Source organism: Micromonospora haikouensis (assembly GCF_900091595.1).
Taxonomy (GTDB): domain Bacteria; phylum Actinomycetota; class Actinomycetes; order Mycobacteriales; family Micromonosporaceae; genus Micromonospora; species Micromonospora haikouensis.
In genome coordinates this window covers 90,513-112,211 of record NZ_FMCW01000013.1, presented here as the reverse complement: position 1 = coordinate 112,211, position 21,699 = coordinate 90,513, and the positions used below count along the sequence as shown (strand labels likewise).

Genomic DNA, 21,699 nt, shown 5'->3' with positions numbered 1-21,699 from the left:
GCGCCGTGCTCGACCCCGCCGACCCGCACCTCGTCGTGCACAGCCGCATGGTCTACCTCTGCTGGCTGCCGGCGGCCCTGGACGCGGTCGTCGCCCTACTGCCGGCCGGCCTGCGCGCCGGGGCGGACCCCCACGTCTTCATGAACCAGTACGTGGTCGACGACGAGACCCAGACCTCCGGCCTCGGCGCGTACTCGCTGACCTACCTCGGCATCTGCGTCGCCGGCCTGGGCGCCCCGGGCGGCTGGTGGACGCACTACCTCTGCTCCAGCCCCCGGATGCGCGGCTACGCCGCCGCGCGCGGCGCACCCGTCGGGGCCGGGCACACCTGGCTGGAGCGGCGCGGCGACACGCTGGTGGCGCAGACCGAGGTCGACGGCGTCCCGCTGATCCGCACCCGGGTGCACGTCGGCCACACCGGTCACCTCATCCGCAGCGGCCACCACCGCTACGTGACCGCCCGCGACGGCGAGCTGACCGGCGGCGTCCACCCGTACGTGGCCGAACCGGTGACGCCGTTCGAGGTGGAGTCCGTCGACTTCCTCGACCCCGACCACCCCGTCCACGCGCTGCGCCCGGCCAACCCGCTGACCATCACGGAGGGCTTCTACTCGCCGCGCGCCTCCTTCGCGTACCCGGGCGGGACGGGCGGGTACGCGCCCGCTCACCAGGTGCCGGAGCGGCGCGCCCGCAGCGGCCTGCCGTCCGGGTCGTAGACCAGCCGGTACGCCGGCAGCGCCCAGGCCCGGGTGTGCCACGGCAGCCGCTCGGGGCGGTGCGGGCGCAGCCGGCCCGGCGGGCGCGGGCCCACCCGCCCCGAGTCGTGCCAGCGCTGCAGCGCGTCGGCCGCCGAGGTGATCGCCCGCACCGCCGAGGCCGGGTCGAGCAGGTCGGCGTCCTCGCCGCCGTCCGGGTCCCGGTCCAGGTGCTCGCGCCACAGCCGCAGCCGCAGGTCCCGGGCGAAGCGGCGGGCCCCGTCGCCCAGCCCGGCCGGGTCCAGCGGGGCGCGGTCGTCCCGGGTCTCGTCGAGCACCGCGCAGGACAGCTCGCTGTCGTGGGTCCAGGAGCGGCGGTTGAAGTTGTCGCTGCCGACGCTGGCCCACACGTCGTCGACCACGCACACCTTGGCGTGCACGTAGACCGGGTCGCCCGCACGGTTCTCCACGTCGAAGACGTGCACCCGGTCGGGCGCGGCCTTCCCGCACAACGCCAGCGCCTGCTCCCGCCCCACCAGGTTCGGCGGCAGCGCGAACCGGCCGTCGACGTCGGGGTGCCGGGGGACCACGGCCACCAGGTGCAGCTCCGGGTTGTCCCGCAGCGCCCGGGCGAACAGATCGGCCACCTCGGTCGACCAGAGGTACTGGTCCTCCAGGTAGATCAGCCGGCGGGCCCGGCGTACCGCCTTGGTGTAGCCGCGCGCCACCGTCCGCTCGCCGTCGGGGGCGAAGGAGTAGCGCGGGCGCACCGCCGGATAGGTGCGCAGCACCTGGATCCGGTGCGGGCCGCACGGCGGCGGGTCGGCCGGCTGGTCGGGCAGCGGGTCCGGGCGCAGGTCCGACCCGCGCAGCCGGTCCCGCAGGTAGGCCAGGGGGTTCTCCGAGTCCAGCGGCATCGGGTCGGTCCACCGCTCGCGGAACGTGGTGTCCAGCGCGCCGACCACCGGCCCGCGCAGCGCGAGCTGCACGTCGTGCCAGGGCGGGTGGTCGCCGTACCGGGGCGACATCAGCACGGCCTGCCGGTCGCCGCGGTGCTCGGCGTCGTCGCGGCGGCTGTGGCACAGGTCGATCCCACCGGCGAAGGCGACGTCGCGTTCCGGGTCCCCGGGATGGCGTAGCACGACCAGCTTCTGGTGGTGCGAGCCGCCCCGGCGGACCCGCTGGTCGAGCAGCACCTCGCCGCCGGCCGCGCAGATCGTCTCGCTGAGGCTGCGGTTCTCCGCCTCGCTGAACGACAGGGCGTCGAGGTGCGAGCGCCACAGCAGGCCCTTGACCACCACCCCGCGCTGGGCGGCCCGGCTGAACAACTGGGCGACGGTCGGGCCGTCCGGGCGCATCAGCTCGTCGGGGTCGCCGCGCCAGTCGGTGAAGAACAGATGGTCGCCGGCCCGCAGCGCCTCCACCTCGCTGACCAGCCGGTCAAAGTAGGCCGAGCCGTGAATCAGCGGCTCGGCGAGGTTTCCGGTCGTCCAGACGGGTATCCGTGAGACCGGGTTGGCGCGTTCGGCCGCGGTGAGGAACCAGTCCCGCATCGGCACGCTCCAGCTCCCGAGGTCGACAACGTCCTCACCGTAGGACCCCCGCGCCGGGTCCGCACGCCGACCGGCACCCCCGGTGACCTGGCCGACGATCCGCGCGGAGCCACATCCGAGAAAGCGAAGCGCACACCGAGGAGGCCGCACGATGCCCGCCGAGCCGACCGATGTCATGACCGAGCAGCACGAACAGCCGGTGGAGGGCGAGCGGGGGGCGCTCGTCGCCGTGTTGGTGATGGTGCTGCTGGGGGTGGCGGGGATCTTCGCGGTCTCCTGACCGGCAGCCAATTTCGGGTACGCCGAAGGGCGTCACCGGGGACGAACCCCGGTGACGCCCGGCACGGCCCGCGTCAGGGGCGCTCGCCCTGCCCGCCGGTGTGCGGCAGCCGCTCAGCCGGGACCACCCCGAGCCGCCCGGCCTGGAAGTCCTCGAACGCCTGGATCAGCTCGTCCCGGGTGTTCATCACGAACGGCCCGTAATGGGCCACGGGCTCCCGGATGGGCTGCCCGCCCATGATGTAGAGCTCCAGGGCGGGGGCGTTCGAGTCCTGCGTCGCGTCGGCGGTCACCCGCAGCGCGTCGCCCGGACCGTGGACGGCGAGCTGCCCGGTGTGGAACGGCCGGCGCTCGGTGCCGACCGTGCCGCGCCCGGCGAGCACGTAGACCAGGGCGTTGAAGTCGGCCCGCCAGGGCAGGCTCAGCTCGGCCCCGGGCTGCACCGTCACATGGGCGATGGTGATCGGGGTGTGCGTCGAGCCCGGCCCCTGGTGCCCGGCGACCTCGCCGGCGATGACCCGGATCAGCGCCCCGCCGTCCGGCGTGGTGAGCAGCGCCGACTCCTTGCCGCGGATGTCCTGGTAGCGCGGCGGCTTCATCTTCGCCACCCTCGGCAGGTTGACCCAGAGCTGGAGGCCGTGGAACAGGCCGCCGCTGACCACCAGGTGCTCCGGCGGGGCCTCGATGTGCAGCAGGCCGCTGCCGGCCGTCATCCACTGGGTGTCGCCGTCGGTGATCGTGCCGCCGCCGCCGAGCGTGTCCTGGTGGTCCATGATCCCGTCGATCATGTAGGTCACCGTCTCGAAGCCCCGGTGCGGGTGCCACGGGGTGCCCTTCGGCTCGCCCGGGGCATAATCGACCTCGCCCATCTGGTCGAGGTGGATGAACGGGTCCAGCTCGTGCATCGGCACCCCGGCGAAGGCCCGGCGGACGGGGAAGCCCTCGCCCTCGTAGCCGCTGGGGGCGGTGGTCAGCTTGCGGACCGGGCGGTAGCGGGTGGACTCGTCGAGCCGGGGCAGGCGGGGCAGGACAAGAACGTCGTCGACCGTGATGGCGGGCATCTCGAACTCCTTTACTCGCTATGGGTGGACGAGGCGTCGCGGTCGGCGCGCAGCCGCCGGCCGAGGCGTTCGAAGACCCGGGTCAGGCAGGCGACCTCGGCGTCGTCGAGGTCGTCCATCAGGTGGGCGCGCACGGAGCGCAGGTGGTGCGGCGCGGCCTCGCGCAGCGCCAGCAGCCCGGCGGCGGTGAGCACCGCCTCGCTGCCGCGCCCGTCCTCGGCGCACGACTGCCGGGCCACCAGGCCGCGCTTCTGCATGGTGGTGATCTGGTACGTCAGCCGGCTGGGCGAAAAGACCAGTCGACCGGCCAGCTCGCCCATGCGTCTCCGCTGCCCCGGCGCCTCGGAGAGCAGCACCAGCACGTGGTAGTCGGCGAAGCTCAGCTCGCTGTCGGCCCGCAGGTCGTCCTCGATCTGGGTGAACAGCCGCTGGCTCGACTCGATGTAGGCCCGCCAGCAGGCCATCCGCTCGCTGTCCAGGCTCTCCGTCATGCCGCAACAGTAGCACTCTTTCAAATTTTGACAAGTGCTCCGAGTTGGGGGTGAGCTGCGCTACTTTCCGTGCCTGTAGGACCTCGCTTCGGATTTGAAGGAGAAACGTCCGGCGGCCCCGGGCGGGGGCTGACAGACTGCTGGACCATGGACGACGTACGCCTGGCCGCCCCCGGGGTGCTGCTGCGCCCCTGGCGCGCGGCCGACGCCCCCGCGGTGCTGGCCGCCCTGCGCGACCCGGCCGTGACGACCTGGAACCCGCAGGGCGACATGGACGAGGCGCGGGCGCGCGAGTGGGTACGCCGCCGGGCCGACTGGTCCGCCGGGGACCACGCCTCCCTCGCCGTCGCCGACCCCGGCGACACCGCGCTGCTCGGCTCGGTGTCGCTGAGCGGCATCGGCGGCGGCCACGCCAACATCGGCTACTGGACCGTCCCCGCCGCCCGGGGGCGGGGCGTGGCCACCGCCGCCGTCCGGCGGCTCACCGGCTGGGGCTTCGCCATGCTCGGCCTGCACCGCGTCGAGCTGTTCCACGCGGTGGCCAACCCCGCCTCCTGCCGGGTCGCCGAACGGGCGGGCTACCCCCTCGAAGGCACCCTGCGCGAGTCGCACCGCTACGGCGACGGCCGCCGCCACGACGAGCACCTGCACGCCCGCCTGGCCACCGACCCCTGACCGGCCCACCCGGGGGCCGGCCCGCCGGGGGTGAGCTGGGCGGGTGGCCGGCTCATGTCGGGCAGGTGGGGGTGTCCCGGGGGTCCGGATGCCCCCATGTCGCCGACATGGAGTCGATCATCGCCGGGGCGGGCCAGGATCGGTCAGGGGCGGGCGCGGGCCCAGGTGAGGAAGCGGTCGGTCAGGTCGCCGGGCGGGGTGGCCGGGTGCAGGGCGGTCAGGTGCTCCCTCGCCTCCTCCCGCAGCACCGCGAGGTAGACCAGCAGCGAGGTGCGGTCGCCCCGGTATTCGGACAGCAGCGACAGTCGGGCCGCGCCGCAGGGCCACGGGGCGCCGCAGCGCCCGCACAGCCACACGGGGCGTACCGGCAGGTGGGGGCGCGGGCGCGGCATCAGCGGTACCGCAGCGCGACGGCGCGCGCCTCCTCGTCGGTGACCGGCAGGAACCACAGGAAACGTCGGACGATCTCCGGCGGGGTCGGCCCGTCGGGGTGCCCCCGCAGGTCGCGGATCGCCGGGCGGAGGAACAGGGTGAACGCCGCCAGCAGGACGGCGCGCAGGCTGTCGTCCAGGGGCAGGGCCCGCCAGGTCGGGCAGGGGAACGGCTCGCCATCGTGCGTGCACCGCCAGGCGGGCCGCCCCGCGCAGTGCAGCTCCAGGTCGACCGGCACGTCAGTGGGGCGCACCGCAGACGCCGCCTCCCCCGCGTCGAGCCGCTCTGGCGCGACCGACCCCGGCTCGCGTCCTGTGTGGTGTGTCATGGCGTCTCCCGGTCCCGTCGATCCGCGCCCTTCGACACCCCAACTTGCCGTGTGTAAGCGGACACGAACAGCCCGTGCTGGCTATGGTGCCCAGACATCCCACACGACCACGGGGGAGACCATGAACGATGCGTTGCGCCTCGCCCTGCGCGACAGCGGGCACTCGATCGAGTCGCTCGCCGCCCGGCTGGGCGTCGACCGCAAGACCGTCGCCCGGTGGCTGAACGAGGACCGCATACCCCACGCCCGGCACCGGCTGGCGGCGGCCGAGGCGCTCGGCCAGCCCATTCGGGACATCTGGCCGGACACATCGAGACGTCGTTACCCCATGGCGTGGTTCCGGCCGTGGCAGGAGCTGGAGCGGGAGGCGGTGTCGCTGCGGTCGTACCAGTCGATGGTGGTGCCGGGCCTGCTCCAGACGGAGGCCTACGCCCGCGCGGTGCTCGGCGGCACGGGCCTGATCGCCCCGGGCGACGTCGAGCAGCACCTCGCCAACCGGCTGGCCCGCCAGGAGATCCTGCGCCGCGACGACCCGCCCCGCCTCACGGCGGTCATCGACGAGGGGGCGCTGCGCCGCCCCGTCGGCGGGCCGGAGACGATGCGCGGGCAGCTGGATGCCCTGGTGGCGGCCTGCGCGGCCCCGCACGTCCGCGTGCACGTCGTGCCGGCGACGGTCGCGCGTACGCTGGGCTCAACGGTCCGTTCGTGCTCGCGGTGGGGCCGGAGCTGCGGCCGGCGGGCTATGTGGACACCCAGCTCGACGGGCAGCTCGTCACCGACCCGGAGGACATCGCGGCCCTGCTGACCGTCTGGGAGAACGTGCGCGGCGAGGCGCTCTCCCACTGGCAATCGGCCGACCTACTCGGGGAGATGGCGAAAGCATGGATCTGACTGGCGCGCGGTGGCGCACGAGCACCCGCAGCAGCGGCAACGGCGGCGACTGCGTCGAGGTCGCCGACAACCTGCCCGGCGTGGTGCTGGTGCGGGACAGCAAGGACCGGGCCGGCGCGACGCTCACCTTCGCGCCCGCCGCGTGGCGCGGCTTCGTCGCGCGGACGGGTTCCGTCGCGCGGGCGGGGCGCGCCGGCTGACCCGGCCTGCCCCGCTCCACCTGGCCTCGGCCCGCCCTGGCCTCGGCCCGCCCTGGCCTCGGCCCGCCCCGGGCCGGCGCGTCATGTCGGCGACATGGCGGTATCCGGGTCGCTCGGATACCGCCATGTCGCCGACATGGAGTCGATCATGGGCGGGGCGGCCTGCCAGACGCCGGCCCCGCCCCGGACACCGGCCTGGCAGGCGGACGCCGGCCCGCCGGGCGGGGCGCCGGTCCGCCCCCGGGCGCCGGCTGGCCCCCCGGGCGCCGGCTGGCCCCCCGGGCGCCGGCTGGCCCCCCGGGCGCCGGCTGGCCCCCCGGGCGCCGGTCCGCCCCCGGGCGCCGGGCGGCCCCGGGGAGTCCCCGGGGCCGCCGGTGGGCGGTCAGGTCACCGCTCAGGTCACCGCTCAGCGGGCGGTCGCGCCCGTCGGCGTCATGTGCATCCGGCCCAGCAGCTGCCGGGCCTGGTCGGCCACGCCGGCGTCGACGGTGACCGCGTACTGGGCGGCGCGCAGCGCGCTCGCCGAGGTGAAGTCGCGTTGGCCGCCGCTCATCGCGTGCGCCACCGCGCCGAATACGGCACCCCAGATCGCGCCGATCACCAGCCCGACCAGGATCACCGCGATCCAGCTGCCGGCGGTGAAGATGCCGAACAGCAGGCCGATGAACAGGCCGAACCAGGCGCCCGTGCCCGCGCCGATCAGGGCCGCGCGGCCCGTGGTCAGCCGGCCGAGCACCGTCTCGACGAGGGTCAGGTTCGTCCCCACGATGGCGGTGTGCTCCACCGGGAACCGGTTGTCGGCCAGATAGTCCACCACCCGCTGGGCGGACGGATAGTCCGGATACGTGCCGATCGTCACCGTCGGCGGGCCCATCTGCGGGCCGTGGCCGTCGCCACCGGGCGCGGCGGGTCGGCCCGCCGGGCCGTACGGGAGGTTGTTCGCGCCCGGCATTCCGGGTTGCCAGGCCGCAGTCGAAGTCGTGGGTCTGGTCATCGTGTCCTCCTTCGTCGACCACCCGCCTTCCCCCGGCCGGCGAGCGGTAACGTCGCCGCCGGTGGCGAATGCTGCTCGGCCCGGCCGGGTAGGCACCGGCGTGGACAGCGGACGGATCAGCGAACACGGCTTCCTGGCCGACGGCCGCAGTGCGGCCCTGGTCGACCGGGCCGGCTCGGTCAACTGGTGGTGCCCGGCGCGCTTCGACGCCCCGTCGGTCTTCGGCCGTCTGCTCGACGACGACGCGGGGCACTGGTCGATCCGCCCCGAGGGCGGCTTCACCAGCGAACGCTCCTACCTGGACGGCACGCTGGTGCTGCGTACCGTCTTCACCACCGACGGCGGGTCGGTCGCGGTGACCGACGCGCTCGCGCTGGAGCCCGGCGCGCGCGGCCACGACATCGGCCGGCGCTCGCCGCGTGTCCTCGCCCGGCTGGTGGAGGGTGTCTCCGGCGCGGTGCCGGTGCGGCTGACCTACCGGCCCCGCTTCGAGTACGGCCGGGTCGCCGCCTACCTGGTCGCGCACCCCGGGGGGCTCGATGCCACCGCCGGGGCGGCGAAGCTGCGGCTGCGCGGCGACGTGCCGCTGACCTGCGGCGAGAGCGAGGCCACCGCCACGTTCACCGTCCGCGCCGGCGAGTCCTACGGCTTCGCCCTGGGGTACGCCCCGACGTACGACGGCGGGGACCCGGTGACGCCGGACGCGGCGGCGACGGTGGCCGAGGCGGCGGCCGGCTGGCGCTCGTGGGCGGGGCTGCACCCGTACCAGGGCCGCTATCCGGAGCCGGTGCGGCGCAGCGCGCTGGTCGTGCAGGGCATGACGTACCAGCCCAGCGGCGCGATCGTCGCGGCGGCGACCACCTCGCTGCCGGAGGAGCTGGGCGGCGACCGCAACTACGACTACCGCTTCGTCTGGGTGCGGGACTTCAGCCTGACCCTGCGGGCGCTGTGGCGGGCGGCCTGCCCCGACGAGGCGAACCGGCAGTTCGCCTGGGTGGCGCGGGCGATGGGCCGCATCGGCAACCAGCCGGTGCCCATCATGTACGGCGTCGAGGGGGAGCGGGACCTCACCGAGCATCGGCTCGACCACCTCGCCGGGTACGCCGACAGCCGGCCCGTCTTCGTCGGCAACGACGCGTGGCGGCAGCGGCAGACCGACGTGCTCGGGGAGGTCCTCGACGCGGCGTGGCTGATGCGCCACTATCTCGACCCGATGGACCCGGAGGTGCACCAGCTCCTGCGCGCCCTGGCGGATCAGGCGGTCGCCGACTGGCACCTCCCCGACGCCGGGATGTGGGAGGCCCGCGACGCCGAGCGGCACTACGTGTCGTCGAAGGTGCAGTGCTGGACCGCCCTGGACCGGGCGGTGCGTTTCGGGCCCCGCCTCGGCGACGACGCCGACGTGGCCCGCTGGGCGGACGCCCGCGACGCCGTCCGCGCGGCGGTGCTGCGGCGGGGCTGGAACGCGCGCGTCGGCGCGTACACCGGGGCTTTCGACTCTCCCGACCTGGACGCCTCGGTGCTCCTCATGCCGCTGGTGGGTTTCCTGCCCGCCGACGACCCCCGGATGCGCGCCACCATCGACGTCGTCGAGGCGCGGCTGTCCCACGACGGCCTGCTGCGGCGGTGGGACGGCGACCCGGCGGGCTTCGTCATCTGCTCGTTCTGGCTGGTCGGCTGCCTGGCCCTGGCCGGCGAGGTGGACCGGGCCGAGCGGCTGTTCGAGTCCCTCGCCGGGCGGGTCAACGACCTGGGCCTGTTCGCCGAGCAGATCGACCAGACCACCGGTGAGCAGCTCGGCAACTTCCCGCAGGCGTTCTCGCACATCGGGCTGATCAACGCCGCCGGGCACCTGACGGAGGCGACGGCCGCCCGGAGACAAGCCGACGCCGACGCCGATGGGCGGCGACGTGCAACGGGTGCGGACCGCCCGCGCCAGACCGTGCCGACGGGCACGGCACGACCGGAGGGAGCACGCTGATGACCGGACGGCTCGACGGGAGGACGGCCCTGATCACCGGCTCGGACTCGGGGATCGGGCAGGCCAGTGCCATCGAGTTCGCCCGCGAGGGCGCCGACGTGGTGGTGCACTACCTGCACGACCGGCAGGGGGCCGAGCACACCCGGGACCGGGTGGAGCGGGCTGGCCAGCGGGCGGTGGTGATGCGCTGCGACATCACCGACGAGCAGGACGTCGAGGCGATGTTCGACGCGGCCATCGCCGAGTTCGGCAGCCTCGACGTGCTGATCAACGACGCCGGGGTCGATGCCTCCGGCATCCCGGTGGCGGACCTGGACACCGAGACGTGGGACCGGGCGATCCGGACCAACGTGTACGGGGCTTTCTTCTGCTCCCGGCGGTTCGTCCAGCACCGCCGCGACCAGGGCGGACACGGGAAGATCATCAACATCACGTCGATCCACCAGGAGGTGGCCCGCGCCGGCGGCTCGGACTACGACACCAGCAAGGGGGCGCTGCTGGAGTTCGCCAAGAGCCTCGCGCTGGAGGTCGCCCCGATGCACCTCAACGTCAACAACATCGGGCCCGGGATGGTGCTCACCCCGTTCAACCAGAAGGCCATCGACGACCCGGCCTACCTGGAGGAGCAGGTGCAGTCGATCCCGTGGAAGCGGGCCGCCGAGCCCGAGGAGATCGGCCGGCTGGCCGTCTTCCTGGCCAGCGACGACGCCGACTACGTGACCGGGTCGACGTACTTCATGGACGGCGGGCTCATGCAGAACCAGGGCCAGGGCGCCTGAGCGGCGTGGCCCCCGCCCGACGGGTCCGGGCCCCGGCCCCCGCGCTTCTCGCGCGGCGGCCGGGGCCCGGTGGTGGTGAGAAGGGGACCCTGCTATACCGGAGGCGTTAACAGGGGGCCCTTCCTTGTTGCTCAGTTGCAGCGGGAGCCGTTGAGGGTGAAGCCGCTGGGGGCGGGCAGCGAGGACCCGGAGAAGGTGCCCTGGAACCCGACGCTCACCGTGCCGTTGGCCGGCAGGTTGCCGTTCCAGGCCACGTTGCGGACGAGGAGCGTGTCGCCGCTCTGGCTCCATTCGCCGTTCCAGCCGCTGGACAGCCGCACCCCGGCGCTTGCCGGGAAGCCGAAGCTGAGCGACCAGGCGTTGAGCGCGCCTCCGCCGTTGGTGATCCGCAGCTCGGCGGTGAACCCGCCGGTCCACGCGTTCGGGGTGAAGGTGACCGTGCACCCGCCGGCCGGGGGGTTCGTCGTCGGCGGCGCGGTGGTCGGGGGCGGGGTGGTCGGCGGGGCGGTCGTGGGCGGGGCGGTGGTCGGCGGGGCGGTCGTCGGGAGCGGGCCGGCGGCGATCGCCAGGTCGTAGGCCCGCTGCGGGACGAACTGGCCGGCGGCGGCGATGCAGCCGTCCGCCTCGCCGGGCAGCTTCACCCACAGGAACGCGTCGATCGACGAGTCGCCGGTGGCGGTGGTGCTCGGCGTGCCGATCGCCCGCCCCGGCGGGTCGCACCACTCGGAGCCGAGCGGGCCGTTGCCGTTGCGGCTGGTGTCGATCACGGCCTTCAGCCGGGACACGCCGGTGGCGGCGATGACCTGCTTGGCGTACGACACGGACTCGGCCGTGGTGCGGTAGTTCGACACGTTCAGCGAGATGCCGTCGGCGCTGTTGGCGATGTCGGCCCCGTTGAGGCGGGACGCGATCTCGGCGGGGGCGAGCCACGCCGAGTTGCCCGCGTCGAAGTAGACCTTCGCCTGGGACGAGCCTGACTTGAGCTTCTTGCCGGCGTACGCCATCGACGCCCGCGTCTCGGCCTGCTGGCTGGAGTTCTGGCAGTTCGTCATGATCGGCAGGACGTCCGGCTCCAGCACGATCGTGGCGGGCCGCCCGGCCAGGCCGGCGGCGACCTGGTCCACCCACTGCCGGTAGGCGGAGTGGCTGGGCGCGCCGCCGGTGCTGGCCCCGCTGCAGTCGCGGTTGGGGATGTTGTAGACCACCATGATCGGGATCTTCCCGGCCGCGGCGGCGGCACCGACGTACTGGTCCACCTCGGAGCGTACGGTCGAGGTGTTGGTGGTGGTGAACCAGCGGCCCTGCGGCACGCTCGCGATCCGGTCCCGGATCACCGCGGCCCGGGAGTCGCCGGGGTTGGCGGCGACCCAGCGGGCGGCGCTGGCCTGCGGGTCGACGTAGAACGCGGAGTCGGCGGCGGCGGCGGGGGTGGCCCCGAGCAGGCCGACCGCGACGGTGGCGGCGGTGAGTGCGGTCGCGCCGGCGGCCACGGCCGCGAGCGCCGGTCTGCTTCGCATGGGCGTCGTCCTCCACGGATCGATGTTTATGCGTGGAAGCGCTCCCACGCTTTCTCGACAAGGTACGCGTCCATTGCCAGCATGTGAAGACCCTGTGACGTTGTTCGATCGGTTTCCGGGTCACGCCTTCGGGCGGGCGCGCAGGTGGGCCCGCTCGCCCTGGCTGCCGAACAGGCTGAGGAACTCCACCGGCCCGGCGTCGGCGGCCCCGAACCAGTGCGGGACGCGGGTGTCGAACTCGGCCGCCTCGCCGGGGGAGAGGACCAGGTCCCGCTCGCCCAGCACCATCCGCAGCCGGCCGTTGAGCACGTACAGCCACTCGTAGCCCTCGTGGGTCTGCGGATCCGGCTCCCGGCGCCCGCCGCCCGCCGGGATCACCAGCTTGTACGCCTGGATGCCGCCCGCCCGGCGGGTCAGCGGCAACATGATCATGCCGTGCCGGGTGACGGGGCGCAGGTGGATGCGCGGGTCCCCGGTCGGCGGGGCGCCCACCAGGTCGTCGAGCGTCACCCCGTGCGCCCGCGCCAGAGGAAGCAACTGCTCCAGGGTCGGCCGGCGGGCACCGGACTCCAGCCGGGACAGGGTGCTCACCGAGATGCCGGTCGCCGCCGACAGCTCGGCCAGCGTCGTCTCGCGCTGCCGGCGCAGCGCCCGCAGCCGGGGCCCGACCCCGGCGAGCGCCCGATCCAGGTCGTCGGTCACCCCACGAGCTTGCCAGACCGTCGAGCCGCCCCACCCCCTACGATCAACGGATGGGAGTGGACCGGGCGCGCGTCGTGGTGGTCGGGGCGGGCATCGCCGGGGTGGCCTGCGCCGCCGAGCTGCACCGGGCGGGGATCCCCGTCCAGGTCCGCGAGCGCGGCCGGGTGCCGGGCGGCCGGATGGCCAGCAAGCGGTTCGACGGGCGACCGGCGGACCTCGGCGCGGCGTACTTCACCGTGAGCGATCCCGGCTTCGCCGAGGTGGTCCGCGGCTGGGCGGCCGCCGGGCTGGCCCGGGAATGGACCGACACCTTCGTCGCCTACTCCGCCGCCGGCCGGCGGGAGGTCCCCGGGCCGATGCGCTGGGCCGCCCCGCGCGGGCTGCGTTCCCTGGTCGAGCACCTGGCCGCCGACCTGCCCGTCGTCGTCGAACGGCTGGTGCTCGGCGTCGAGCCGGGGCCGACCGTCGACGGCGAGCCCTGCGCCGCCGTGGCGCTGGCCGTGCCCGGCCCCCAGGCGGCCCTGCTGCTCGACCCGGCGCTGGAGGCGGCCACCGCCGCCGTGCAGGCGCAGCGGTGGTCGCCGACGCTCAGCGGGGTGCTGCGCTTCCCGGCCCGGTCCTGGCCCGACTTCCGGGGCGCGTTCGTCAACGACCACCCGCTGCTCAACCTCGTCTGCGACGACGGCGACCGGCGCGGCGACCGCGCCCCGGTGCTGGTCGCGCACACCACGCCCGAGTTCGCCGCCGGGCACCTCGCCCAGCCCACCGGGGCCGCACGGGCCATCGAGGAGGCCGTCCGCGACCTGCTCGGCCTGCCCGACCGCGCCGAGCACGTGCACGTGCACCGCTGGACGTACGCGAAGCCCGTCGACCGGGCCGGCGACGGCACGTACCACCTCGACGCCGACGGCATCGGCCTGGCCGGGGACGCCTTCGGCGAGCCCCGCATCCAGAGCGCCTGGCGCTCCGGCCACGACCTCGGCCGGGCCTTGACCGCCCGCCTGACCCCCTGACCCTGCCCCTGCCCCCTGCCCCCTGCCCCCTGCCCCCGGACCCCCACCCACCCCCGGCGATCTTGCAGTTGCGGCCCCTGGAGCGGGGCTTATGCCCGTTATTCCCGGGCCGTAAGTGCAAGATCGCGGGAGGTGGGGGAGCCGGTGCGTTCGCCTTCGTGGTCGAGGAGCTGCATGACCGGGGTGGCGGCCACCCCGTGCACCACCACCGACACGATCACCACCAGGCCGACCGTCGCCCACAGCAGCTCCGCCTGCGGGAAGTCGGCCTTCGTCGTCGCGTACGCCAGGTAGTAGAACGAGCCCACGCCCCGGATGCCGAACAGGGAGATCACCCAGTGCTCCGCCGGCCGGCCCGGCGCGCCGCGCAGCGACAACCAGGCGACCAGCGGCCGGACCACGAAGACCAGCGCCAGCCCGACCAACGCCGCCGGCCAGGTCAGCGGGGCGAGCAGCCCGCCGACCACCGCGCCGCCGAACAACAGCAGCAACAGGACCGTCAGCAGCCGCTCGACCTGCTCGGCGAAGTCGTGCAGCACCGAGTGGAACTCGTGGGTGCGCTCGGCCGCCCGGATCGCCCGCGCCGCCACGAACACGGCCAGGAAGCCGTAGCCGCCCACGACCTCCACCAGCCCGTACGCCAGGAACGTCGCGGCCAGCGCCAGGAACCCCTCGGCGTGGCGGGCCAGCCGCAACTGACTCGGGGCCCGGAAGAACAGCTTGCCGAGCAGCCAGCCGACCGTCAGGCCCCCGCCGACGCCGACGGCCAGCTTGTAGAGCACGTCGACGGTGAACCAGTCGACGAACCACTCGCGCGGGGCGAGCCCGGCGGTGGCGATGGCGATGGCCGCGTACACGAAGGGGAAGGCCAGGCCGTCGTTGAGGCCGGCCTCGCTGGTCAGCGCGAACCGCACCTCGTCCTCGGAGTCCTCCACGTCGGTCGGCTCGCCGACCTGCACGTCGGAGGCGAGCACCGGGTCGGTCGGGGCGAGCGCCGCGCCGAGCAGCAGCGCGGCGGCCGGCACCAGCCCCGCCCACCACCAGCCCAGCAGCGCCACCGCCGCGATGCACAGCGGCATCGCGATCGCCAGCAGCCGCCAGGTGGACGACCATCTGGCCCAGCTCAGCGGGCGGTCGATCTTCAGCCCGGCGCCCATCAGGGCCACGATCACGCCGATCTCGGTGAGGTGGGTGGCGATCTCGGAGTGCTCCAGCGGATCCGGGTCGGGCAGCCCGGTCGGCAGGATGAAGATCAGCATGCCCAGGCCGAGGAACGCGATCGGCATCGACAGGGGCCGGCGCTCCAGCACCCGGGGGAGGATCCCGGCGAGCAGGGCACCCAGCCCCACCACCGCGAACGCGACGTCTACCGGCTCCACGGCACCACCCTTCCGCCCCGCCCGCGAGATGCGGGCGAGTGGTGACGGACCTTGCCCCGTGGACGGCCGCCGTAAGCGTGCCCGCCGCAATCGATGCGCCGCGCCGCGCCACGGCAGCGGTGGCGCGCCCCCCGCGGCCCTACCCGGACGGGGTTTCGCGGTGCCCGGCCGGGATGAGGATCTCGAACCAGACCGTCGAGCCACGGACCGTCGGGTCGGTGCCCCAGGCGTCGCTGAGCTGCTCGATCAGGCCGAGACCCCGGCCCCGGCTGCTCAACGTGTCGGTGCGGGCCCGGGTCACGGTGCCCCGGGTGCCCGAGTCGGCCACCGACACCAACAGCCGCTCCGGGCTGAGGTCGATCTCGACGCGGGCGGCGGTGCCGGCGTGCAGCAGCGCGTTGGTCGTCAGCTCGCTGGTGCACAGCACCGCGGCGCCGACCACCGCCTCGGGCACCTGCCAGTCGGTGAGCTGGGCGGTCATCCAGTGCCGCACCCGGCTCGGCGCGGTCGGCTCCGCCGGCACCTCCATGCTCGCCGAACGGCTGGGGATCAGCGCGTGCTCCACGGCCAGCACCGCCACGTCGTCCTCCGTGGCCCCGGCGACGGCCGCCGTCGCCACCGCGCACAGCGCCCGGGGATCGCCGCTGGCCGCCCCCGCCACAGCGGCGGCCAGGCTGTCCAGCCCCGCGACGAGGCTCTGCCGCCGCCGCTCGACCACGCCGTCGCTGAACAACAGCAGGGTGTCGCCGGGGGCGAAGCGGACGGTGGTGGTGCACGGGGCGCAGCCCAGCCCGAGCGGGGCGCCGGGCGGCACGTCCAGGTATTCCGCCACGGGCTCCCCGCCGGGCCCGCCCCGGCGCACCAGCGGCGCGGGGTGCCCGGCGCTGGCCAGCGTGAGCCGCTCCCGCTGCGCGTCGACCACCCCGAACACCACCGTCACGAACAGCTCCTGGCTGCCCGTCTCGGCGCCGAGGCTGCCCACGAGGCGGTCCAGCCCGGCGAGCACGGCGTCGGGCCGGGGGTCGGTCAGGGCCAGCGCGCGCAGCGCCGCGCGGACCTGGCCCATCCGGGCCGCCGCCTGCACGTCGTGCCCCGCCACGTCGCCGAGGACGACGCCCAGCTCGCCGCTGGGCAGCAGGAACGCGTCGTAGAAGTCGCCACCGGCGGCGTTGCCGTCGACACCGGCGTCGTAGCGGGCGGCGATCCGCAGCCGGGGCAGGTCCGGCAGGTGCTCCGGCAGCATGCTGCGTTGCAGCAGCTGGGCGGTGCCGTGCTGGGTCTCGAACCGGCGGGCGCGCTCGGCGGCCTGGCCGATCAGCTCGGCCGAGGCGGCCAGCAGGGCCCGCTCGGCGGCCGACCAGGCGCGCGCCGCGTGGTATCCGACGGTGAGCCCGCCGCGCAGCGCCGACGTGCGCAACGGCTGGGCGGCCAGCGCCCGCACCTTCTGGTCGTGCCGGTCCACCGCGATGTCCCGCAGCGGCTGCCCGTCGGAGACGAACTGGGCGACCCCGCTGCGCGCGGCGACGATCAGCGGCCCGGTGGAGTCGGCGGGCGAGCGCCGCCACAGCGGGGGCAGCCGCTCGTCGGCCTCGTCCAGCAGTTCGCCGCGGACCCGCCGCACCGTGCGCCACCCCGCCCCGTCGTCGACGCCGAAGGTGACCCGGTCGGTGTCGAACGCGGTGAGCAGGTAACGCAGGGAAACCCGGGCCACGTCGTCCAGGGTGAGCGTGCCGGCCAGCGCGGCGGCCACGTCGCTGAGGCTCTGCAACTGCTCGGTGACCTGGCTGGTCTCGGCGGTCACGGTCAACACCCCGACGATCCGCCCCGCGCTGTCGCGCACCGGGGAGTGGCCCCGGGTGAACACCGCCTGCCCCCGGGCGTCGGGGTGCTGCCGGTCGTACGGGAGCACCGCCTCCCGCTCCAGCGACGACTCGCCCTGCCGGTAGGCGCGCTCGAACGCGTCGCCGACACCCGGCTCGCCCCACACGTCGGCGAAGACCTCGCCGGCCGGCTGGCCCGCCGCGCCGGGGTGGCGGTCGCCGATGAGCGTCGCGTACGCGTCGTTGTAGAACAGCAGGAGGTCCTCGCCGAGGGCCAGCGCCATCGGCACCGGCGAGGCGAGGATCAGCTCGGCCGCGCCGCGTACCAACGGGTCCCAGTGCTGGGGCGGGCCGGCCGTCGTCGCGGCCCGGGAGCGGCCGGTGACGACGCCCGCGGCGTCGGACGCGGACGCCTCCGCGGCGGGCGTTGCTGGCGTGGGGACTCGCCCGACCGTGCCTGGCATGTCCGCAGCCTAGCCGGAGCGCCCCGCCCACGGCCCGATCGCGGGGCCGACCCGCGTCGAGCGGCCGCCCGGGGCCGGAGGCCGGTGCCCGTCAGCGCAGGTCAGGGCCGCTCTGGGCGGCGATGTCGGGAAATTCGGTACGCGTCGCGCGGCGTGCGGCGCACCGAGGCGGGTATGCGCGCGCCGAAGTCCATGCGACAGGAGGGACACCATGCAGAAAACCCTCGCGGTCGGGCAGGTAGACATCGGTACGGCCCTGACCGATATGTGGAGGTCGGTGCTGCTCTTCGTCCCGAGGGCGATCGCGTTCATCGTGATCCTCGTGGTGGGGTGGCTCATCGCCAAAGCGGTCCTCAAGATCGTGGACGCGGCACTGGAACGGGTGGGGTTCGACCGTGCGGTCGAACGGGGTGGGATCCGGCGTGCGCTGGAACGCACCAAGTACGACGCCAGCGACATCCTGGCGAAACTGGCGTACTACGCCGTGCTGCTGTTCACCCTGCAGTTCGCCTTCGGGGTGTGGGGGCCGAACGCGATCAGCGACCTGATCCGGGGCGTGGTCTCGTGGTTGCCCCGGGCGTTCATCGCGATCGTCATCGTGGTGGTGGCCGCCGCGATCGCCAACGCGGTGCGGGACCTGGTCACCGGCTTCCTGGGCGGCCTGTCCTACGGCCGGGTGCTGGCGGACCTGACGGCGATCTTCATCCTGGCGCTCGGTGTCATCGCCGCGCTCAACCAGGTGGGCATCGCCACGACGGTCACCACGCCGGTGCTGATCGCGGTGCTCGCCACGGTGGCCGGCATCCTGATCGTCGGCGTCGGCGGCGGCCTGGTGCGGCCGATGCAGAACCGCTGGGAGGGGTGGCTCGACCGGGCCGCCGAGGAGTCCCGGGCGCTGCGGGAGCACCGCCAGGCGCAGGCCACCGGCCGGGGCGACGTCGAGCGGCGGATGGCCGACCGGGGCGCCGAGCGCGCCCGGGCCATGCCCGAGGGGTCGATGACCGGCGCCCGCGGGGGGCAGGGGACGTACCGCTCCGGCAACATGCCGGGCGACGAGACCCAGCAGTTCGGCCGCCCGGGTAGCTGACCGGGGGTGGCACGAGACGGAGGGGGCCCGCACGGGTCCCCTCCGTTCTCGGCTGCGGCCCGCGTCCCGGGTGTGGTCAGAGCGTCGGCAGCGGGGCCGGTCGGGTGCCCAGGGAACGGGCCAGGGCGCAGACCGCGAGCAGGCGGGTGAGCAGCCAGTCGGCTTCGGCGAAGTCCGTCGAGCGGGTGGGCGGCTGCCAGCCGTGCTCGCGCGCCGCGTCGCGGACGCCCTCGGCGTAGCCGGCGAGCGCGGCGGGGGTCAGCGGCCGGCGGTCGCCGCCCAGGGCGTCCCGGACGGCGGCGGCGTGCTGGTCGACCTCGGCCAGCAGCCCTGGGCACGTGGCGGCGGCGGCGAGCCCGGCGGTGCCGATCGAGACCGTCAGCACGGCGAGGGCTGAGCTGGCGGAGTCCACGGCGGAGCGGCCCGGGGCCCGGTTCGACGGCACACGCATGAGGACCGAGGTTAACCGGCCGGTAACCACGTGCGCCTCCGCCGCTCGGCCGGTCCCGGGTCCTCCACCGGTCGGCCGACACCCCGGCCGCCGGGATTGACCCGGCCGGCGCGGGGCAGAAGGGAGCACGGGTCGACACCGGCGCGACCGGCACCGTGGAGGGACGCAATGGGACAGCAGGACCAGCCCGACGAGCGGCACCGCCGCCCCGCCGGGGTCGGCGACGACACCGTCGAGGCGCTGGGCAAGCTCAGCGAGGCGCTGGAGACCGTCGAGCGGGCGCGCGGGCACCTCTACACGCTGCACCAGCTCGTCGGCCACGCGGACCTGATGCTCGACGACGCCGTCGAGAGGTTCCGCGCCGCCGGGCACGACGGGATCGCCGACCGGATCGCCACCGACCTGCTCGGGCGCAACGTGATCGCGGGCCGGTGGACCTTCCAGATCGTCGAGGACTTCGACGACGGCTACTACGCGCTGTTCCGGGACCTCGACCGGCAGGCCCGCGACGAGCTGGTCGCCGGCCGGCGGCACCTGTACGAGGCGGAGATGAAGGAGCGGCGGCGCACCCGGGGCCGCCCCGGCCACGAGGCGCGCCCAGCCGGCGAGTGACACCGGCCCGGCGGCGGACGCCGGCCCGGCGGCGGCCCGGCGCGGGGGTCCGGTCCGGCCCTGGCGCGGGGTCCGGCCCGGTCCCGGCGTGGGGCGCGGCAGCGGGCCGTCCCCCTGCGGCCTGTGCTCGTGTACGGCCGCCGAGCCGTCACCCTGCGTTGTCCCCAAGGGTGGGGTCGCCACGGCCCGGTGAACCCCTTTGCTCTGCACCCGGATACGCAACGGTTCACTCAGCGCAACCGCACGCGGCGGCCCTCGCCCGGCGGGATCTCGGACATCCCCAGCTAGGCCAGGGTGTTGCGTGGGTGGGTGCAGAGCAAAGGGCGGGGTGCTGGTGGCGCAGGCTGGATGGGGTGTGACCCAGCGTGAGGTACCGACCGGTCCGCGGTGTTGCTGCCGCCGCCGTCACCTTCGGTGACCGACCTGGTGGTCCGGCGAGCGGGCCGGCGCGTCGCCGCCGCGCTAGTCGGAAGAGCGTGCGTTCGCCGGGCGACGCCGGGAGGCGTCGTCGGCGATGATCACTGTGGCGACCATCAGGGCGACGCAGAGGCTGAACAGCCACGAGTCGTCGGTGGCGAACTTGGCGGCGACCGGCGCCTGGACGGCGGCGAGGAGGAAGCCGAGCCAGGCGAGGCGACGCTGACGAACGGTGAGGAAGCCGGAGCCCTGTTGCATTCGGAAAGTCTTGCGCGACGCGCCGGGATCGCCGTCACCCGATCGGACGATTCTGGATGACCTGTCCGGGTTTCCGGCCGGACGTACCGCACTTTTTGGCGTTTCGGGGGAGGTGCGGGAAGTTGTTGGTCGCCTTCGTCGGGCTGAGGCAGGATGGTCGATCGTGTCCACCCCCGCGTCGCCCCGTCCCGCCCTGCTCCTGCTCGCCTACCTCGCCTTCGTCAGCCTCGGCCTGCCCGACGGACTGCTCGGCGTCGGCTGGCCGTCCATGCGGGCGGACTTCGACGTGCCCACCGAGGCCGTCGGCCTGATGCTGACCGCCGGGACCACCGGATACCTCACCGCCAGCGTGCTGGCCGGCTTCTCCCTGGCCCGGCTCGGCGTCGGCCGGCTGCTCGCCGGCAGCACCCTGCTGGCCAGCCTCGCGCTCACCGGGTACGCGTCCAGCCCGGGGCTCGCCGTCACGACCGGCTGCGCGCTGCTGCTCGGGCTCGGCTCGGGGGCGATCGACTCCGGGCTCAACGCGTACGCGGCCAACGCGTTCGGCCCCCGCCACATGAACTGGATGCACGCCTTCTTCGGCCTCGGCGTCGCCATCGGCCCACTGATCATGACCGCCGTGCTCAGCGCCGGCCTCTCCTGGCGCTGGGGCTACGGCATCGTCGCCGCCGCCCAGCTCGCCCTCGGCACCGCCTTCGCCCTCACCGTGCGGGCCTGGGCCGACCGGTCCGCCCCGGCCCCGTCCGCCGCCGGCCCGGCCCCGCTGCCCACCACCGACCCCGTCCGGGTACGCGACACGCTGCGCCTGCCGGCCGTCTGGCTGGGCTCCCTCGCGTTCGCCGTGTACGTCGCCATCGAGATCGCCGCCGGCCTGTGGGCGTGGGGTGGTGCAGGGCTTCGTCGCCGAGCGCCTCGGCACCGGGCGGGTGCTGCGCGCCAGCCTGCTCGGCATGGTCGCCGGCGCGGTGCTGATCGCCCTGCCCGCGCCGGCCTGGGTGGCCGTGGCCGGCCTGCTGGTGCTGGGCTTCGCCGCCGCGCCCGTGTTCCCGCTGCTCACCCTGGGCACCGCCGAACGGGTCGGCGCCGCGCACGCCGACCGGACCATCGGCGTGCAGATCGCGGCGGCCGGGCTGGGCGGGGCGCTGGTGCCCAGCGGCATCGGCGCGCTGGTCGCGTACACCTCGGTCGAAGCCCTCGGGCCGGCGCTGGTGGTCCTCGCCGCGGCCCTGACCACCCTGCACGCCGTCGCGTCCCGCCGGCCCTGACCGACACCGGCGTGCGGCGGGCGGCCGTCACATCGTGTCGGGGCCGGTCCGTCCCGTGGTCGACGGCCGGTACGCCCGCTCCGCGTCGGTGCGCTCCCGCTCCCGGCCGGCCGGCGACGCGCCCCGGTCCACCGCCTCCGGGCCGTGCCCGAACGCGGCCTCCTCCCCGGCGTCGTTGCCGGTCACGTCGTCGGCCTGCCCGTCGAGGGTCGACCGGGCCAGCGCCCGGTCCAGCTCCTCCAACGGGAGCCGCTGCTCGTCGCGCCACACGTGGCTGTCGTTGTCCGTCATGCCCTTCGCGGTACCCGGGGCCGGTGATCGCAAACGGCCCCGGGCGCGACGATGGCCGCCGGAT

Annotated in this window: 22 protein-coding genes and 2 pseudogenes; 11 read left to right on the top strand and 13 right to left on the bottom strand. The window is 74.9% G+C overall.

Going from position 1 to position 21,699, the window contains the following annotated elements:
- Nucleotides 1–5: 5 nt before the first annotated feature.
- Nucleotides 6–716, top strand: a complete 711-nt coding sequence (locus GA0070558_RS15180) for an acetoacetate decarboxylase family protein (protein WP_091280055.1) — start codon at nucleotides 6–8, stop codon at nucleotides 714–716.
- Here the strand turns inward: GA0070558_RS15180 and GA0070558_RS15175 are convergent.
- The 3 genes from GA0070558_RS15175 to GA0070558_RS15165 all read right to left on the bottom strand — a co-directional run bounded on the left by GA0070558_RS15175 (nucleotide 665) and on the right by GA0070558_RS15165 (nucleotide 4,079).
- Nucleotides 665–2,254 (bottom strand): phospholipase D family protein, encoded by a 1,590-nt coding sequence (locus GA0070558_RS15175; protein WP_091280053.1) that lies wholly within the window; start codon nucleotides 2,252–2,254, stop codon nucleotides 665–667. The two genes, GA0070558_RS15180 and GA0070558_RS15175, sit on opposite strands and share 52 nt — an antisense overlap.
- Before the next feature lie 347 nt (nucleotides 2,255–2,601).
- The gene (locus GA0070558_RS15170; RefSeq protein ID WP_077937193.1) at nucleotides 2,602–3,588 is read right to left on the bottom strand and encodes a pirin family protein; all 987 of its coding nucleotides are present in this window, start codon (nucleotides 3,586–3,588) and stop codon (nucleotides 2,602–2,604) included.
- Nucleotides 3,589–3,599: 11 nt separating this feature from the next.
- Nucleotides 3,600–4,079 carry a MarR family winged helix-turn-helix transcriptional regulator gene (locus GA0070558_RS15165; protein WP_091280050.1) on the bottom strand — a complete coding sequence of 160 codons (480 nt, stop codon included), beginning with the start codon at nucleotides 4,077–4,079 and terminating at the stop codon, nucleotides 3,600–3,602.
- Between the two features lie 147 nt (nucleotides 4,080–4,226).
- Here GA0070558_RS15165 and GA0070558_RS15160 point away from each other — a divergent pair, with 147 nt between their 5' ends.
- Nucleotides 4,227–4,754: a GNAT family N-acetyltransferase gene (locus tag GA0070558_RS15160; RefSeq protein WP_043962858.1), complete on the top strand. Its 528-nt coding sequence runs from the start codon at nucleotides 4,227–4,229 to the stop codon at nucleotides 4,752–4,754.
- Nucleotides 4,755–4,897: 143 nt separating this feature from the next.
- Here the strand turns inward: GA0070558_RS15160 and GA0070558_RS15155 are convergent, their stop codons facing one another.
- A complete protein-coding gene (locus GA0070558_RS15155) occupies nucleotides 4,898–5,146 on the bottom strand; it encodes a flavin reductase (protein WP_091280047.1) in 249 nt (82 codons plus the stop codon).
- Nucleotides 5,146–5,514 (bottom strand): hypothetical protein, encoded by a 369-nt coding sequence (locus tag GA0070558_RS15150; protein ID WP_256091949.1) that lies wholly within the window; start codon nucleotides 5,512–5,514, stop codon nucleotides 5,146–5,148. The genes GA0070558_RS15155 and GA0070558_RS15150 overlap by 1 nt, the downstream gene beginning before the upstream one ends.
- 121 nt (nucleotides 5,515–5,635) lie before the next feature.
- On the opposite strand from GA0070558_RS15150, the pseudogene GA0070558_RS15145 reads away from it, so the two are divergent.
- Both GA0070558_RS15145 and GA0070558_RS15140 read left to right on the top strand, forming a co-directional pair.
- Nucleotides 5,636–6,405: pseudogene (locus GA0070558_RS15145) on the top strand (helix-turn-helix domain-containing protein).
- Nucleotides 6,396–6,605 carry a DUF397 domain-containing protein gene (locus GA0070558_RS15140; protein ID WP_091280041.1) on the top strand — a complete coding sequence of 70 codons (210 nt, stop codon included), beginning with the start codon at nucleotides 6,396–6,398 and terminating at the stop codon, nucleotides 6,603–6,605. Before GA0070558_RS15145 ends, GA0070558_RS15140 begins: the two are co-directional and overlap by 10 nt.
- 406 nt (nucleotides 6,606–7,011) lie before the next feature.
- On the opposite strand, the gene GA0070558_RS15135 is transcribed toward GA0070558_RS15140, so the two are convergent.
- Nucleotides 7,012–7,479, bottom strand: a complete 468-nt coding sequence (locus tag GA0070558_RS15135) for a YflT domain-containing protein (protein ID WP_439709603.1) — start codon at nucleotides 7,477–7,479, stop codon at nucleotides 7,012–7,014.
- Between the two features lie 220 nt (nucleotides 7,480–7,699).
- Here GA0070558_RS15135 and GA0070558_RS15130 point away from each other — a divergent pair, with 220 nt between their 5' ends.
- Entirely contained in the window at nucleotides 7,700–9,580 is a 1,881-nt protein-coding gene (locus GA0070558_RS15130) for a glycoside hydrolase family 15 protein (RefSeq protein ID WP_091280033.1), read from the top strand.
- On the top strand, nucleotides 9,580–10,359 hold the full coding sequence (locus tag GA0070558_RS15125; RefSeq protein ID WP_091280030.1) for an SDR family NAD(P)-dependent oxidoreductase: 780 nt from the start codon (nucleotides 9,580–9,582) through the stop codon (nucleotides 10,357–10,359). Before GA0070558_RS15130 ends, GA0070558_RS15125 begins: the two co-directional genes overlap by 1 nt.
- A 131-nt stretch (nucleotides 10,360–10,490) precedes the next feature.
- On the opposite strand, the gene GA0070558_RS15120 is transcribed toward GA0070558_RS15125, so the two are convergent.
- Complete coding sequence (locus GA0070558_RS15120; protein ID WP_091280026.1) at nucleotides 10,491–11,876, bottom strand: glycoside hydrolase family 6 protein; 1,386 nt, start codon at nucleotides 11,874–11,876, stop codon at nucleotides 10,491–10,493.
- Between the two features lie 120 nt (nucleotides 11,877–11,996).
- On the bottom strand, nucleotides 11,997–12,578 hold the full coding sequence (locus GA0070558_RS15115; protein ID WP_077937202.1) for a helix-turn-helix domain-containing protein: 582 nt from the start codon (nucleotides 12,576–12,578) through the stop codon (nucleotides 11,997–11,999).
- Nucleotides 12,579–12,628: 50 nt separating this feature from the next.
- Between GA0070558_RS15115 and GA0070558_RS15110 the strand changes: the two genes are divergently transcribed.
- A complete protein-coding gene (locus tag GA0070558_RS15110; protein ID WP_091280023.1) occupies nucleotides 12,629–13,591 on the top strand; it encodes an NAD(P)/FAD-dependent oxidoreductase in 963 nt (320 codons plus the stop codon).
- A 98-nt stretch (nucleotides 13,592–13,689) separates the two neighbouring features.
- Here GA0070558_RS15110 and GA0070558_RS15105 read toward each other — a convergent pair whose 3' ends face one another.
- Nucleotides 13,690–14,970, bottom strand: coding sequence for a cation:proton antiporter (locus tag GA0070558_RS15105; RefSeq protein ID WP_091280019.1), 1,281 nt, complete (start codon nucleotides 14,968–14,970; stop codon nucleotides 13,690–13,692).
- Nucleotides 14,971–15,109: 139 nt separating this feature from the next.
- Nucleotides 15,110–17,254: an ATP-binding SpoIIE family protein phosphatase gene (locus tag GA0070558_RS15100; protein ID WP_091280015.1), complete on the bottom strand. Its 2,145-nt coding sequence runs from the start codon at nucleotides 17,252–17,254 to the stop codon at nucleotides 15,110–15,112.
- Nucleotides 17,255–17,465: 211 nt separating this feature from the next.
- Here GA0070558_RS15100 and GA0070558_RS15095 point away from each other — a divergent pair, with 211 nt between their 5' ends.
- On the top strand, nucleotides 17,466–18,341 hold the full coding sequence (locus GA0070558_RS15095; protein ID WP_091280011.1) for a mechanosensitive ion channel family protein: 876 nt from the start codon (nucleotides 17,466–17,468) through the stop codon (nucleotides 18,339–18,341).
- 76 nt (nucleotides 18,342–18,417) lie between these two features.
- Here the strand turns inward: GA0070558_RS15095 and GA0070558_RS15090 are convergent, their stop codons facing one another.
- Nucleotides 18,418–18,792 (bottom strand): DUF6401 family natural product biosynthesis protein, encoded by a 375-nt coding sequence (locus tag GA0070558_RS15090; RefSeq protein ID WP_091280008.1) that lies wholly within the window; start codon nucleotides 18,790–18,792, stop codon nucleotides 18,418–18,420.
- A gap of 168 nt (nucleotides 18,793–18,960) precedes the next feature.
- Here GA0070558_RS15090 and GA0070558_RS15085 point away from each other — a divergent pair, with 168 nt between their 5' ends.
- Nucleotides 18,961–19,404, top strand: coding sequence for a hypothetical protein (locus tag GA0070558_RS15085; protein WP_091280006.1), 444 nt, complete (start codon nucleotides 18,961–18,963; stop codon nucleotides 19,402–19,404).
- A gap of 462 nt (nucleotides 19,405–19,866) precedes the next feature.
- Here the strand turns inward: GA0070558_RS15085 and GA0070558_RS15080 are convergent, their stop codons facing one another.
- Nucleotides 19,867–20,079: a hypothetical protein gene (locus tag GA0070558_RS15080; protein WP_043962874.1), complete on the bottom strand. Its 213-nt coding sequence runs from the start codon at nucleotides 20,077–20,079 to the stop codon at nucleotides 19,867–19,869.
- A 268-nt stretch (nucleotides 20,080–20,347) separates the two neighbouring features.
- Between GA0070558_RS15080 and GA0070558_RS34365 the strand changes: the two are divergent.
- A pseudogene (locus tag GA0070558_RS34365) lies at nucleotides 20,348–20,872 on the top strand (MFS transporter); the annotation flags it as partial.
- A gap of 94 nt (nucleotides 20,873–20,966) precedes the next feature.
- A complete protein-coding gene (locus GA0070558_RS34360; RefSeq protein WP_256091948.1) occupies nucleotides 20,967–21,344 on the top strand; it encodes a hypothetical protein in 378 nt (125 codons plus the stop codon).
- A gap of 27 nt (nucleotides 21,345–21,371) precedes the next feature.
- Here GA0070558_RS34360 and GA0070558_RS15070 read toward each other — a convergent pair whose 3' ends face one another.
- The gene (locus tag GA0070558_RS15070) at nucleotides 21,372–21,635 is read right to left on the bottom strand and encodes a hypothetical protein (protein WP_043962875.1); all 264 of its coding nucleotides are present in this window, start codon (nucleotides 21,633–21,635) and stop codon (nucleotides 21,372–21,374) included.
- Nucleotides 21,636–21,699 lie beyond the last annotated feature (64 nt).